At 59.0% G+C, this 13713-nt stretch carries 11 protein-coding genes and 1 tRNA gene; 8 read left to right on the forward strand and 4 right to left on the reverse strand.

Translation table 11 applies throughout. The annotated features are described in order from the left end of the window. Nucleotides 1–41 precede the first annotated feature (41 nt). On the reverse strand, nt 42–257 hold the full coding sequence (locus tag Q0677_RS08830; RefSeq protein WP_133489636.1) for a hypothetical protein: 216 nt from the start codon (nt 255–257) through the stop codon (nt 42–44). 153 nt (nt 258–410) lie between these two features. Between Q0677_RS08830 and Q0677_RS08835 the strand changes: the two genes are divergently transcribed. Further along, nucleotides 411–668: a DUF2312 domain-containing protein gene (locus tag Q0677_RS08835; RefSeq protein ID WP_247094318.1), complete on the forward strand. Its 258-nt coding sequence runs from the start codon at nt 411–413 to the stop codon at nt 666–668. A 43-nt stretch (nt 669–711) separates the two neighbouring features. Here the strand turns inward: Q0677_RS08835 and Q0677_RS08840 are convergent, their stop codons facing one another. Continuing rightward, nucleotides 712–1590, reverse strand: a complete 879-nt coding sequence (locus Q0677_RS08840) for a hypothetical protein (protein ID WP_298908588.1) — start codon at nt 1588–1590, stop codon at nt 712–714. 87 nt (nt 1591–1677) lie between these two features. On the opposite strand from Q0677_RS08840, the gene Q0677_RS08845 reads away from it, so the two are divergent. The 3 genes from Q0677_RS08845 (at nt 1678) to Q0677_RS08855 (ending at nt 6818) form a co-directional block, all read left to right on the forward strand. After that, nucleotides 1678–3339 (forward strand): iron ABC transporter permease, encoded by a 1662-nt coding sequence (locus Q0677_RS08845; RefSeq protein WP_298908591.1) that lies wholly within the window; start codon nt 1678–1680, stop codon nt 3337–3339. 46 nt (nt 3340–3385) lie between these two features. Beyond that, nucleotides 3386–3461, forward strand: a tRNA-Thr gene (locus Q0677_RS08850). Nucleotides 3462–4304: 843 nt separating this feature from the next. Next, nucleotides 4305–6818, forward strand: a complete 2514-nt coding sequence (locus Q0677_RS08855; RefSeq protein WP_298908593.1) for a sulfatase-like hydrolase/transferase — start codon at nt 4305–4307, stop codon at nt 6816–6818. Between the two features lie 7 nt (nt 6819–6825). Here the strand turns inward: Q0677_RS08855 and Q0677_RS08860 are convergent, their stop codons facing one another. Then, nucleotides 6826–8274, reverse strand: a complete 1449-nt coding sequence (locus Q0677_RS08860; protein WP_298908595.1) for a HAMP domain-containing sensor histidine kinase — start codon at nt 8272–8274, stop codon at nt 6826–6828. Next, the gene (locus tag Q0677_RS08865) at nt 8271–9014 is read right to left on the reverse strand and encodes a response regulator transcription factor (RefSeq protein ID WP_298908598.1); all 744 of its coding nucleotides are present in this window, start codon (nt 9012–9014) and stop codon (nt 8271–8273) included. Before Q0677_RS08865 ends, Q0677_RS08860 begins: the two co-directional genes overlap by 4 nt. A gap of 221 nt (nt 9015–9235) precedes the next feature. On the opposite strand from Q0677_RS08865, the gene Q0677_RS08870 reads away from it, so the two are divergent. From Q0677_RS08870 to ugpC, 4 genes are all read left to right on the forward strand, one after another. After that, the gene (locus Q0677_RS08870; protein WP_298908600.1) at nt 9236–10480 is read left to right on the forward strand and encodes an ABC transporter substrate-binding protein; all 1245 of its coding nucleotides are present in this window, start codon (nt 9236–9238) and stop codon (nt 10478–10480) included. Nucleotides 10481–10542: 62 nt separating this feature from the next. Then, entirely contained in the window at nt 10543–11415 is an 873-nt protein-coding gene (locus tag Q0677_RS08875) for a carbohydrate ABC transporter permease (RefSeq protein ID WP_298908603.1), read from the forward strand. After that, on the forward strand, nt 11408–12304 hold the full coding sequence (locus Q0677_RS08880) for a carbohydrate ABC transporter permease (protein WP_133489603.1): 897 nt from the start codon (nt 11408–11410) through the stop codon (nt 12302–12304). Before Q0677_RS08875 ends, Q0677_RS08880 begins: the two co-directional genes overlap by 8 nt. A gap of 97 nt (nt 12305–12401) precedes the next feature. Then, entirely contained in the window at nt 12402–13499 is a 1098-nt protein-coding gene (ugpC, locus tag Q0677_RS08885) for a sn-glycerol-3-phosphate ABC transporter ATP-binding protein UgpC (protein ID WP_298908610.1), read from the forward strand. Nucleotides 13500–13713 lie beyond the last annotated feature (214 nt).

Here is a 13713-nt window from a genome sequence, read left to right on the forward strand (position 1 = left end):
CCTAAATCGAATGATGGGGCCAGCGCGGCCCCATCGGTATGTCAGCCCAGCGACACGCCCAGGATGACGCACATCAGGCCGAGCACAGACAGACCCAGCGCGCCCATGTTCAGCGCCATCGCCTTTTGAATGCGCGCGCGCAGTTCGGCGTCTTCCAGCCCTTCACGTTTGGCCTTCATGACCTTCAACGCGCTGGCCACCAGCCCTGCAAGGCCGATAACCGACATGATTGCCCCTACGATGATCAGCCAGTCCATGGCGGTCTCCTTTTTGGTTCCCATGCGCCTACCGCGCGGGATGCCGCTGTGCAAGCCCTGAGAGGTCTTGAAGGTGGTCCCCTGTCGGGCTAAATCGGTTCTCAACAACGCCTGTCACGTTTCACGGGCAATCATCACAGGTAAGAGGGCCCCATGGACGATCATCAGACCCAAAGCAGCTATCGCGTCACTGCAGACGAGCTTCGCCAGTTCATTGAACGCATCGAGCGTTTGGACATGGAGAAGAAGGACATTGCGGATCAGCAAAAAGAGGTGATGGCCGAGGCCAAAGGTCGTGGCTATGACACCAAGGTCATGCGCAAGGTGATCGCGCTGCGCAAGCGCGACGCCAACGATATCGCCGAGGAAGAAGCGGTTTTGGATATGTATAAAGAAGCGCTGGGCATGTAAGCGCGCTACATATCGGATCGGAAGGGGCCTTTTGGCCCCTTTTTTATGGGCTCAGGACGGTGACGCCGGGGATGTTCGCGATTTCCTTGATGTCGCTTTCGTAGTTTTTCGTCAGCTCATCGACCAGATCCTGCGTCCAGCCCGGCAGCTCGATCTCGTGCTCGACCGCGCCGTCCTTTGCAAACTTGTCCAAAAACGCGGCAAGAATCCTTCGGCGGTGCACCTCGTTCTGGAAGGGGTTTTCGTGCAAATACGTCCGCAGCCGCTTCATCCCTTCGGGCTTGGTAATCCGTTCCAGAATATCCAAGCTGCCGCGTTCAAGCTTGTCCTCACTGTCCATCCCCGAGATCACCTGCATGACATTGGGCCAGATCAGCGGTGTATCTTCGTTGCACCAGACGGTGATCGGCGTATCGGGGTTGGCCTCGCGAATATTTTCGATCACGTCTGCCCAGAACAGATCGCGCGGATCTACCGAACCCAGCATCATCTCGCGTTTCTCGTCATCCAGACGGGCGGCAAGGTCGGGCACGAAGTTGGCCATGTTGCTGATCCCGATGAACAGGCTGACGTCATGGTCAGGGAACAGGTTACGCAGCCAAGACGTGTTGCGAGCGGCCAAATGATACAGACGCCCGCCTTCAATTGCCCGGTGATGCGCGCCAAGTAAGTTTTCATGGCCAAGGATGATCCGCTCCACCTCTTTTGAATCAATCAGTTCGTCGATCAACATGTCTTGCGTGTCGGTGCTGGCCACGCTGCCCTTAAGCTTGACCATAATCTGCCCCAGAAGCCTCCGATAGCGCGTTGGACCGGGGACGGCGACGCCTTCTTGGAACAATTGACCCGCGTTCTTCAGAAGCGATTTCGTCAAAAGGTCGTCATCTGTGCAATGTGCGCCGATATGGATTGCGATTTTCATGTGTCGCCTGTGTTCTCTTGCCCTGCCGCAGTAAAACATACTGGGGATTTCTGGACAGTTAAACAGAATTCAGGTTAAAGCCGGTACATGGTTGAGCAAAAGACTCGGATAGAGGCGCCAAGACGCGCTGGGTATCGGCTAAATATTTGGTCTCTCGGGGCAATTGCGATTGCCGCGCTGGTCCTGCTGCCGATCCTGTCGATCCTGTGGCTGGCGCTGACGCCCGAGGAAAACGCCTGGCCACATTTGATGTCAACGACCTTGCCGCGCTATGTGACCAACACGGTGATCATCTCGCTCTCCGTGGGTTTTCTGTCAGCCGCCGTTGGCACCGGGTCGGCATGGTTGATCACCATGTACCGCTTCCCCGGAGCGCGCTGGCTCGAGTGGCTTTTGCTGACGCCCTTGGCGATTCCCGCCTATGTCGGTGCCTATGCGTTGGTCGACTTTCTGGAATATGCGGGGCCACTTCAAACTGGGCTGAGGGCCGTGTTTGGTTGGGAGAGTGCCCGCGACTACTGGTTCCCCGAGATCCGCTCGCGCTGGGCCGCCATCGTCGTGCTGGCGGCCGCACTGAACCCATATGTTTTCCTACTGGCCCGCGCCGCGTTTCGCGAGCAATCCGCTGATGCTTACGAGGTCGCCCGTGCCTTGGGGGCAGGGCCCTTTGCCCGGTTCTGGCGCGTTGGCCTTCCCTTGGCACGCCCTGCAATCGCAGCGGGTGTCGCCATCGTGATGATGGAGACGGTCTCGGATTTTGGTGTCGTCGACTACTTCGCCGTGCAAACCCTGACCACCGGAATTTTCACGGTCTGGCTGGAAAGCCATAATGCCGGGGGCGCGGCCCAAATCGCCTTGGTCATCCTCGGCTTCGTCTTCCTGCTGGCCGCGCTTGAAAAACTGGGTCGCTCGCGCAGCCGGTTCTATCGCATGTCTCGTCAAAGCCGCCCCGTAGAGCCGCGCCAGCTTGGGCGGTTGGGCGGTTTGGCAGCCCTGTTCCTGTGCGCTGTTCCCTTCGTGATCGGCTTCGTGTTGCCTGTCGCCGTGCTGTTCTCGCACGCGCTGGCCAAGCCGGAATACTGGCTGTCGAATGGACTGCTCTCGGCTTTGGTGCACACGCTGACCGTTGGGTCCGTTGCCGCCCTTGTCACCGTCTTGGGAGCGCTGTTCCTCGTCTACGGGGTGCGACTGTCCGGCAGCGCCTTGGCCCGCAAACTGATGCCGTTGACCACCATCGGTTATGCCGCCCCCGGGGCGGTGCTGGGCATCGGCATCCTGATCCCTATGGCGGCTGCGGATAACGCGATGGCGGACGGGGTTCTAGCCGTCACGGGCTGGGATCCGGGTCTGGTCATGACCGGGACCGCCTTTGCCGTGATCTATGCCTATTGCGTGCGGTTCTTCGCGATTGCCCAAGGCGCCACCGACGCCGCGATCGAGCGTGTTTCGCCCAATATACCAATGGCCGCCCGCTCGCTGGGTCGTTCGGCCCGCGGTGCTCTGGCCGAGGTCTATTTTCCATTGATACGCGGCTCGGTCGGTACCGCGCTTCTGCTGGTCTTTGTGGACAGCGTGAAAGAGCTACCCGCCACCCTGCTTTTGCGCCCCTTCAACTACGGCACGCTGGCCACGCGCGTTTATGAGCAAGCCTCGCTTGAGCAACTGGGACAAGCAGCCCCGCCAGCCTTGATGGTGATCGCCGTCGGCCTTTGCGCCGTCGCCCTGATGGCCCGCGCAAGCCGCCGCTGAATTTTGCTTGCACCTTCCCAAAGAAGCACGTAGATCGTCCCCGAGTGCCCCTATAGCTCAGCTGGTAGAGCAACTGATTTGTAATCAGTAGGTCCGCGGTTCGAGTCCGTGTGGGGGCACCACTCATTTCGCCAACATGTTGATACCCCTCTGTTTTATGTGGGGCTAGAGGCGGGTGTAGGGTGTGGCGTATGATGGTTTGGTCTCCTTTTCTCTTACGAAGAACGGAATCTATTGCGTCGAACGGCGTGTCCCTTAGGATTTGGTAGACCACTACAACATCCGAAAGATCTCATATTCTCTAAGGGCGCGGTCTGCCTCTGTGGCTGCGTCTCGTGCGAGACGCGCCTCTGGTCAGCTGCACGAACGCTGATGAAACATGGGCGCCCAGTAAGCGGACCTTCCGGGTAAGCATCGGCTCAGAATGTTTTCCAATGGTCACCCAGCGAAGCCACAATTCCCACAATTTGCGTCCGCAAAACTCTCAGAGGCCTTTGGGGTCTTTCTGCGCCTCAAGGGACAGGGTGAGGCGCTACTAGGTTCCTAGACACATGCCTAGTTTCTGATGTCTGGCTTCTAAATCAACGGGCAAAAGCATACTGCAGCATCGTGACAATCCCTTCCGATTTGTGACGCTTACATCCCATCTTTAATCCTTCGTTTCCCAACCTTTAGGGCAGGCCGATACACTGGGGGGATCAATTGGGCAAAGGGCGGGCCGTTTAGCCTGATTTGACCAAGATCATAGTGAGTGGTCGCGCCCTATGCCTAGCTTCAACCGAGGGGTAGGTCGTTTCGTCCACTCGACGTATTCAGTCGTGCTCAATAGGCTTTGCAACTTAGAGCCGTACACGACGCGCCGTTTGGGCGATCACTTACTGGCGCAGATTATGCGTCGGGTGCAGCGAAGTTGCGCTGCTGAAGTGGCGCAAGGCTTGCGGATCTCATCAAGGGAAAGGACGCGTATGACAACGGCCATAAGTATTACATTGATCCTGTTGGCCCTTTTGCTGTTGCGCAAGGCGGTTACATCGCGCCGCGCGGCTCTCGGATTTTCCGCTAGTATTCTGGTTCTGCTGCTCTTTCTGGTCACATACTATGGGGTCAATGCCCTGACCGGATCGGGCATTGAAGAATCCGTCCTCTTCCATGTTGTCGCTGGGATGGAGGGCGCCACGGTGCAGGACTTCACCGCCGTCATCGTCGTTGTTGCGCTGTTGGTGGTCGCCGCACTGATCGTGACATATTTTGCCTTCCGCTTTATGCGCGCCCGTAAAAATGATGCGCCGCGCCGAGCCCCGGTTTTGGCCGGCATGGCGGCATTGCTGGCTGCGTTTGCGGTAAATCCGACCGTGCTGGACGTCAGCGATCTGGCTTGGAAATACGGGATCGGTGCGCTTGGCGGCGGGAACCGGATTGCGCCGCCGCCGGAATATGTTGCGATCGACAAACGTGACGCGAAAGGAACCGACAAGAACGTCGTCCTGCTGTATCTCGAGTCGATCGAGCGCACCTATATGGACGAAGACCTGTTTCCCGGGCTGACGCCGAACTTGCTGGAACTTGAGAAACAGGCGCTTAGCTTCACCGACATGACGCAGGTCACCTGGGCCAGTTGGACGATCGGCGCGATGGTGGCCAGCCAATGCGGCATCCCGCTGGCCGGGTCTGGCGCGGGTTCGGACGAGTTCCTGCCTGCCGCGACCTGTATGGGGGATCTGCTGCGCGACGCGGGCTATGACATGACGTATATGCACGGCTCGTCGCTGGAGTTCGCAGGCTGGGGGACGTTCTATGAAACCCACGGTTTTGACACGGTCGAGGGCGCAGACGATCTCTATAGCGCGCTGGATGACCCGTATTACAAGTCCATTTGGGGGATCTATGATGATGCCCTTTTGAAGATTGGGGCAGAGCGGTTCGACACGCTTGCCGCCCGCGACAGGCCCTTCGGACTGGTTCTTCTGACCGTCGATACCCACCACCCGCAGGGCGGCACGGTCTCTAAAACCTGTGAAGGCATCACCTATAGGGACGGCGAAAACCCTTTCCTGAATGCGGTGCATTGTGCCGACCACATGGCGGGCGAGTTTGTCCGCCACGTCCTTGCAAGCCCCGCGATGGAAGACACAGTCCTGTTGGTGATGTCGGATCATCTGGCCCGACCGAACTCGGTCTGGGATACGCTTGAGGCCGCGGATCGCACAAACCTTGTGATGGCCTTCGGGGCAGGGATCGAACCCGGAAAGATCGACAAACCCGGCACGACCTTCGATCTTGCGCCGACCTTCCTTGGGCTACTGGGGGCCGAGGTCGACGCGATGGGCTATGGACGTGACCTTCAGGGGCCGACCCCGTCCTTGCGGACCACGACGGCCGACCTGAACCTGCTTCTGGAAGACCATTGGACCTTCCTGTCATCCCTTGCAGTCTTTCCCCAGCTGAATGCGGGTATTCGGGTCGATGAGGCGGCTGAAAAGGCCTATATGGGCACACGCTATGTGCGGCTGCCCGCCATCTTCCAGTTAAATGACGATCTGCGTGTGCGGGACATTCTCTATGATCTCGACGACGGCAACAAACTACCACGGAAGCTGTTGGATACGTGGTATGGCGACCTGTTTGTCTGGGTGGATCGTTGCGCGCGGGTCAGTGTTTTTGAAGGGCGCAAGACGAGCATGCCCGCAGAATACTGCGCGCTGGTCGGTAGCATTGGCAGCCCGGGCCTGACGTCATTTCCGTTGGCCGATGGGGTGACCTTGCCCTTTGGCAGCCTGAAGAACGTGTTCGCGCAGGTGCGACCGGACCAAGCCTATTTCGACAGCGTTGTTGGTGAGTTATACAACAACACATTGTTGATTGACGCGGACGAGGTGCGCGCGGTGTCGCCATCGGGTCTTGTCGGCGACTTCGTCATCCGTTCTACCGGCGGGGCAGATGCGTGGGAAAGTTATGTATCCAACCGGGCGCAGGGCGGTGAAATCGTCTATGTCTATCGTGGGATGACGCTTTTGGGTCTGAACCCGGATGCGGCCCCGGTGAAGATCGCCCACGAAGACACCTGTGCGTGGGGGGGCGAGCTGCCGGACCCCGAGGTGTTGCTCGACACCGGTTTTGGAACCGCCATGGACCGCACGTCCAAGGACTTCGGCGCGTTTGCTGTCGTCGTGCATTCCTCTGCCCTGTGCAGCGATCCCGACATTGATTTCGAAGGGATCTTCGCGGGCACCGGGTTTAGCAAGTGGCGCGATATCCAAGGCGCACAGCCCTATGTCGCCATCCGTGCAGGGAATGGCAACGTCACCGAATATCTGGGTGAGCCGAACACGGCCATGGTGTTGGAGTTACGCGATTTCTTGCGACAAGACGTGGCCGAACCCCGTCCCTTGGTCCTGCGCGACCTTGCTGGAGCTCAGGACGCGCCTTTCGTCGCTGAACTGCCTTTGCTTCCCCGTTTTGAAACCGACCGGTTGCACTAAGAAGGCCTTAGTTTCTGCAAATCTCAAGACAGGCGCGCAACCCATGCGCGCCCGTTTCGAAGTAGAGGCGCCCACCATGTTGTTCAGCAACCGTTGCCACGATTGTCAGACCCAGCCCGAACCCATCCACGGCTTGCGTGTTTTCCCCCCGCTTGAACGGCGCCACCACGGCTTCGATATCGTCGGCGGACATACCTGACCCTTCATCCTCAACCACGATGGTGGCGTGATCGGCGTTTGCCGTCAGCTCGACCGTGGCGCGGCGACCGTATTTCAACGCGTTCTCGATCAGGTTCGATATTGCGCGTTTCAGGGACACGGGGCGGGCGGTGATCAGGATGCGTTGGATGTCGGGCAGCGCCACATGGCCGGGTGTGGCGGCAAACACCGAGCGTCCCCCTTCGACCGAGGGCCGCTCGAGCGTGCGGATCGCGACGGGCTGGCCCAGATCCTCGTAATCCGCGACGAGCGCTTCGATCAGAGAGGTCAGGGACACTTGCCGCGGGTTTTCTTCGTTCAGCTCGGCGCGGGTATAGGTCAGCACGCTTTCGATCATCTCGGTCATGCTGTCGATATCGGCCTCGAACTTGTCCCGTAGATCGGCGTCCTCGATCAGCGCGGTACGCAGGCGCAAGCGGGTGGCAGGGGTGCCAAGGTCATGGCTAACGCCGGATAGAACGGTCGCGCGCTTGGACAGTTGGGCGCGCTCATCCTCCAGATAGCTGTTCACCGCCAGAACGATGTCGCGCAGCTCTTCCGGCCCTTGCACGGCATAGCTTTCCGGCCCGCCCAGACGGCGCCGATTATGAAGCGCCCGCGCGAAGCGGTCGAAATAGGCAGAGGTGTCGCGCACCACCGTGGCAAGGATAGCTAAGGCCACCAGACACATCAGAACGGCTAGCAGGCGCAAATCCGTAGGTGCCGCGCCGCAGCCCCAGACCGCGCGCCCGTCGATGCGCAACCACGGTTGTGTCCCCATGCGGGCAAAGAGGATTGGTTCGCTGCAATAGGTCGCGAGCAGGCGCGTGACATTGCCGAACTTCTGGGCGGCAGGCTGGCCTTCGTTCGAGACAAGTTCAGACACCGAATATTGCAGGTTCTCGGACACGATACCGAGGATCAGGGTCTCGCCGGATACCGGATCCCGGCCCGGACCCTTGATTGACACATTGGTGGTGAAGGCGGGCTTGGGGATGTCGGGCAGGCGCGAAAACTCGCCACGGCTGGCCAGAATTTCATCCATCGCGTTCAGCGAAGTGATGTGGATGCCTTCAGGCGGCTCGGCACCCGTGCGCAGGGATTCATAAAGCGCGATGCCGGTGACATAGCTGCCGGTCAGGTGTTCCTGCCACGAGCGGTTCGACGCAAACCACATCCATGCCGAGATGAAGGCCATCGCGAACGAGACCACGACCAGCGTGATCCCAAGGGTTTGCAGACGAAACCCCTTGCTCATGCGCTGTCCTCGGTCGTGACATCGGCGGTGAAGACATAGCCGATGCCGCGTTCGGTGCGCAGAAGTTCGGGGGATTTCGGGTCGGTCTCGATCTTGCCGCGTAGACGTCCCACAAGGACGTCGATGGCCCGGCCAGAGCCTTCGGGCGGGGTTCCCTGTGCCTCTCCGGTGACATCAAGGGCATTTGCGATTTCGTCACGGGTCAGGGGGATGTGCGGGTTGGCCAGAAGGACCTTTAGCAGTGCGGTTTCCTTGCGCGACAGCGCAACCTGATAGCCTTGCGGCGAGGTCACCTCGTCCCGTTTGGCATCATAGTGCCAGCCGGCAAAGCGAAAGACAGACACGCTGCGGCGATAAACAAGCGAGGCGCTGCGATTGGCGCGGTGCAAGACGGCGCGCACGCGGGCCAGCAGCAGTTCGGGGTTGAAGGGCTTGGCGATATAGTCGTCCGCGCCGACCTCATACCCTTTCATACGGTGGTGATCAGCTGACAGGGCGGACACCAGAATGACGGGCACGTCCTGTTCCTTACGCAGGCGTGCACAGATCTCTACGCCGTTCTCATCCGCCAGCATCACGTCCAACAGGATCAGGTCCACGCGGCCGCCTTTAAGGTGGTGACGGATCGTGTCCTCGGTCTCGCAGGGGAACGCCATGAACCCGTTCTGTTGTAGAAACTGGGTCATCATGCTGCGCGTTTCTGCGTCATCATCGACGACAAGCAGTCGTGGAATCGCCATGCGATATGCCTCCCTTCGGCAAATATGCCGTCCTCACCATCTGTGTGTTTGTAACAGCGTGCAACAAAATCAAGGCTTGCGTAACATCATGTAACAAAAGGCTCGAAAAACTAACTTCAGCTGCAATCTGGCCCTGTTTCTAGCATTGCGCAAAGAGGGGTTCAGTCGGCAAGCTTGGGTTAGCGCTACCTAATCGGGTGGCCAATGGGAGGAAAAATCTAATGAAGACATCCGTATTCGCGGCCGTTTCGGCCATTGCACTCACCTGCGCCATGCCCGCAGTTGCCGAGCCTCAGGCCGAGGTTCTGCACTGGTGGACATCGGGCGGTGAAGCCAAATCCGTCGCCGTTCTGCAGCAAGAGTTTGCAGACAATGGCGGCACCTGGACCGACATGCCGGTTGCCGGTGGCGGTGGCGATGCAGCCATGACCGCCCTGCGCGCACGTGTTCTGTCGGGCAACGCACCGACCGCCGTTCAGCTGAAAGGCCCAGCCATTCAGGAATGGTATGAAGAAGGCGTTCTGGCCGACATCTCGTCGGTGGCAGAGGCTGAAGGTTGGGCGGACGTACTGCCTGCCTCGATCGCTGGTCACATGATGTGTGAAGGCACATGGTGTGCAGCCCCCGTCAACGTACACCGTGTTGACTGGATCTGGGCCAACGCTGACGTTCTGGAAGCCAACGGCATCGCCATGCCCACCACGTGGGACGAGTTCAACGCCGCCGCTGACAAACTGGCAGCCGCTGGCATCACTCCGCTGGCCCATGGCGGTCAGGCGTGGCAGGACGCCACCGTGTTTGAAGCAGTCGCACTGGGCATCCTTGGCGCTGACGGCTTCAAGAAAGCCTTTGTTGACCTGGACATGGACACTCTGAAATCTGACGGCATGGTCGCTGTCTTTGACCAGATGCGCAAAATGCGTGGCTATGTCGACGACAACTTCTCGGGCCGTGACTGGAACCTTGCCACGGCTATGGTCATGAATGGCGAAGCCGCCTTCCAGATCATGGGCGACTGGGCCAAAGGCGAGTTCCTTGCTGCTGGCAAAGCACCGGGTGAGGACTTCCTGTGCGCTTCGGTTCCCGGTGACGGCTTCCTGTACAACGTGGACAGCTTTGCCATGTTCAACGTGGATGGCGACGACAAGAAAGCCGGTCAGGACCTTCTGTCCAAGCTGATCGTTGGTCAGAACTTCCAGAAAGTGTTCAACCTGAACAAAGGGTCGATCCCGGCACGCGTTGACGTGGCTCTGGACGACTTTGACAGCTGTGCACACCTGTCTGCCAAAGACATGAACGAAAGCTCGGACAATGGTTCGCTGCTGCCCAGCTATGCCCACGGCATGGCGCTGCGTGGCGCGCAGTCGGGTGCCATCACCGATGTGGTGACCGCGCACTTCAACTCGGACATGTCCTCGGCTGATGCTGTGAACATGCTGGCCGACGCTGTCGCCAACTCCATGTAAATCTCCCTGGCCTCGCGCCTGATCACAGGTGCGGGGCCTCCTATTATTCAGGGAACGTTACAATGACCGAATGGCTTGAACGTCATATCCCCAAGATGGTGCTCGCACCCTCTTTCATCGCCATCCTCGTTTTCGTTTACGGCTTCATCGCTTGGACTGCTTGGGTATCGTTGACCCGTTCGCGGCTGCTGCCAAAATACGAGGTCGAGGGGCTTATCCAATATGAGCGCCTGTTTGCATCGCCCCGGTTTGATACCGCGATGATGAACCTTTTCATCTTCGGTACGTTGTTCATCATCATCTCGATGGTGTTGGGCCTGCTGATCGCGATCCTGCTGGATCAGAAGATCCGCACCGAAGGCGTGTTGCGCACGATCTATCTTTACCCCATGGCGCTGTCGATGATCGTCACCGGTACCGCGTGGAAGTGGATCATGAACCCCGGATTGGGCATCGAGAAGATGGTCCGCGACTGGGGGTTTGAAAACTTCAGTTTCGACTGGGTCATTGATCCCGATATGGCCATCTACGCCGTCGTGATCGCCGGTGTCTGGCAAGCGTCTGGCTTTGTTATGGCACTTTTCTTGGCTGGTCTGCGCAGCGTGGACGGAGAGATCATCAAAGCCGCACAGGTCGATGGTATCCCCAACTGGCGCATCTATTCCGCCATCATCATCCCCTCGATGGCCCCGATTTTCCTGTCAGCCTTCATCGTGCTGGCCCACCTTGCGATCAAGAGCTTCGACCTTGTCATCGCACTGACCGGAGGCGGTCCCGGCTATGCCACCGACCTGCCTGCAACCTACATGTACGCGATGGCGTTCTCGCGCGGCGATATCGGGCAAGCGGCAAGCTCTGCCATGGTCATGATGGCCGTCGTCTTCGCGATCATCGTTCCCTACCTCTACTCTGAACTGAGGACGAAACATGACTGATATTGCGCTTACCACCGCTCACAGCCCATCGCGCAATTGGGGTCGTATCGCCCTGCGCTGGCTTCTGTTCACCTTGCTTGGCTTGTTTGCCCTGTTCTATCTGATGCCGCTTTTCGTGATGGTCACGACCTCGTTGAAAAGTCTGGAAGAGATCCGCACCGGCAGCCTTGTGGCCTTCCCCCGGGAAGTCACGTTCGAGGCCTGGCGGACCGCTTGGTCCGGCGCCTGTACCGGCATCCAGTGTGAAGGCCTGCGTCCTTACTTCTGGAACTCGGTGATCCTTGCGATCCCGGCGGTCCTGATCTCGACCATCCTTGGGGCGCTGAATGGCTATGTCATCGCCCAGTGGAAGTTCAAAGGCGCAAACCTGATCTTCTCGCTGATGCTGTTTGGGTGCTTCATCCCCTTTCAGGTGGTGCTGCTGCCGATGGCGCGGACACTGGGCATCATGGGCATTGCGGGCACCATCCCCGGACTGATCTTCGTCCACGTGATCTATGGTATTGGCTTCACCACGCTCTTTTTCCGCAACTACTATGTCACCATTCCGCAAGAACTGGTGAAGGCGGCAAAAGTGGATGGCGCGGGTTTCTTCCGGATCTTCTGGTCGATCTTCCTGCCGCTTTCGCTGCCGATCATCGTTGTGACCGTCATCTGGCAGTTCACCCAGATATGGAACGACTTCCTGTTCGGGGTCAGCTTCAGTCAGGCTGGCACCCAACCCGTCACTGTGGCGCTGAACAACATCGTAAACTCGACCACCGGCGTGAAGGAATACAACGTGGATATGGCTGCTGCGATCATCGCCGCGCTTCCCACACTCCTCGTCTATGTCGTCGCCGGCAAATACTTCATCCGCGGACTGACCGCGGGCTCTGTGAAGGGGTGAGAGATGGTTTTTGGAACAAAAATGAAAAGTGCCGGTGGCACTTTGCAAATCTCGAACGCCGCGAGCCGCTGCGAGCGGCAGGGAAAGGATAACTGATATGACCCCTATTCTGGATATCAAAAACCTCTACAAGAACTATGGGTCCGTCGAGATCCTGAAAGACATCAACGTCGCGATCGAACCGGGAGATTTCTTGGTCCTCGTTGGTCCCTCGGGCTGCGGCAAGTCCACGCTCTTGAACTGCATCGCGGGGCTTGAACCGATCACCGCTGGTACCATCGACATCGGTGGGCGTGACATGACCGAGGTCAGCCCAAAAGACCGTGACATCGCGATGGTGTTCCAGTCCTACGCGCTTTACCCGACTATGTCGGTGGCCAAGAACATCACCTTCGGCATGAAAGTGCGGGGGGTGGACCAGGCCACGCAAGAGAAAAAGCTGAACGAGGTGGCGCAGCAGCTACAGATCGAACCGCTTCTGCAGCGCCGCCCCGGCCAGCTTTCCGGCGGTCAGCGGCAGCGTGTCGCGATGGGTCGGGCACTGGTCCGCGACCCCAAGCTCTTCTTGTTTGACGAGCCTCTGTCGAACCTCGACGCCAAGCTGCGTGTCGAGATGCGGTCCGAGATCAAGAAGCTGCACCAGAACTTGAATGCCACCATGGTCTACGTGACCCATGACCAGATCGAGGCAATGACCCTGGCGACCAAGATCGTGGTCCTGAAAGGCGGGATCGTGCAGCAGATCGGCAGCCCGGCTGAGATCTACAACAAACCGGCGAACCTTTTCGTGGCGGACTTCATGGGTAGCCCGGCGATGAACCTGATCCCAGCGCGCGCCAAGGCCAATGGTTCCGGCACGAAGATCGAGATCGAACGCGCAGGTGCTGCCCCGTTGGTCCTGACCGACACCCACGCCAAAGACCTGCCCGAGGACGTCATTCTGGGCCTGCGCCCCGAAGACATCGCCGAAGCGGGCTTCCGCGCGGGCGAGGACGTGCAAGAGGCCGATTGCCTGATCGACATGGTCGAACCGGCTGGCGCCGACACCTATGTCGTGTCCCAACTGGGGGGCAAACAGGTCACCGCGCGCCTGCACGCCGAAACCAACGCGCGCTCGGGCGAGACGTTGCCCTTGGCGTTCGATCTAAGCAAAGTGTCCTACTTTGCACCCGAAAGCGGAAAGCGTCTGAACTGATCTGCGGCAGGCCGTTTACCAATACCATTGGGTCAATCCCGTTTGGGGTTGGCCCGCTCTGTGCAGTTGGCTGCCGCATCGGGCAAAATCAATCGCGATTGCGTCTGCACTGCCCCAAGACGAGGCCTCGGTCATAAACTTGGGGCGTAATGTGTTCCCACTGAAGAGAGCGGCAGGGTTCAACCGAATTTCTTGAAGCGCTCTCGCCTTTTTC

The sequence above is a fragment of the uncultured Aliiroseovarius sp. genome, from assembly GCF_947492455.1.
In the GTDB taxonomy this organism is placed as follows: domain Bacteria; phylum Pseudomonadota; class Alphaproteobacteria; order Rhodobacterales; family Rhodobacteraceae; genus Aliiroseovarius.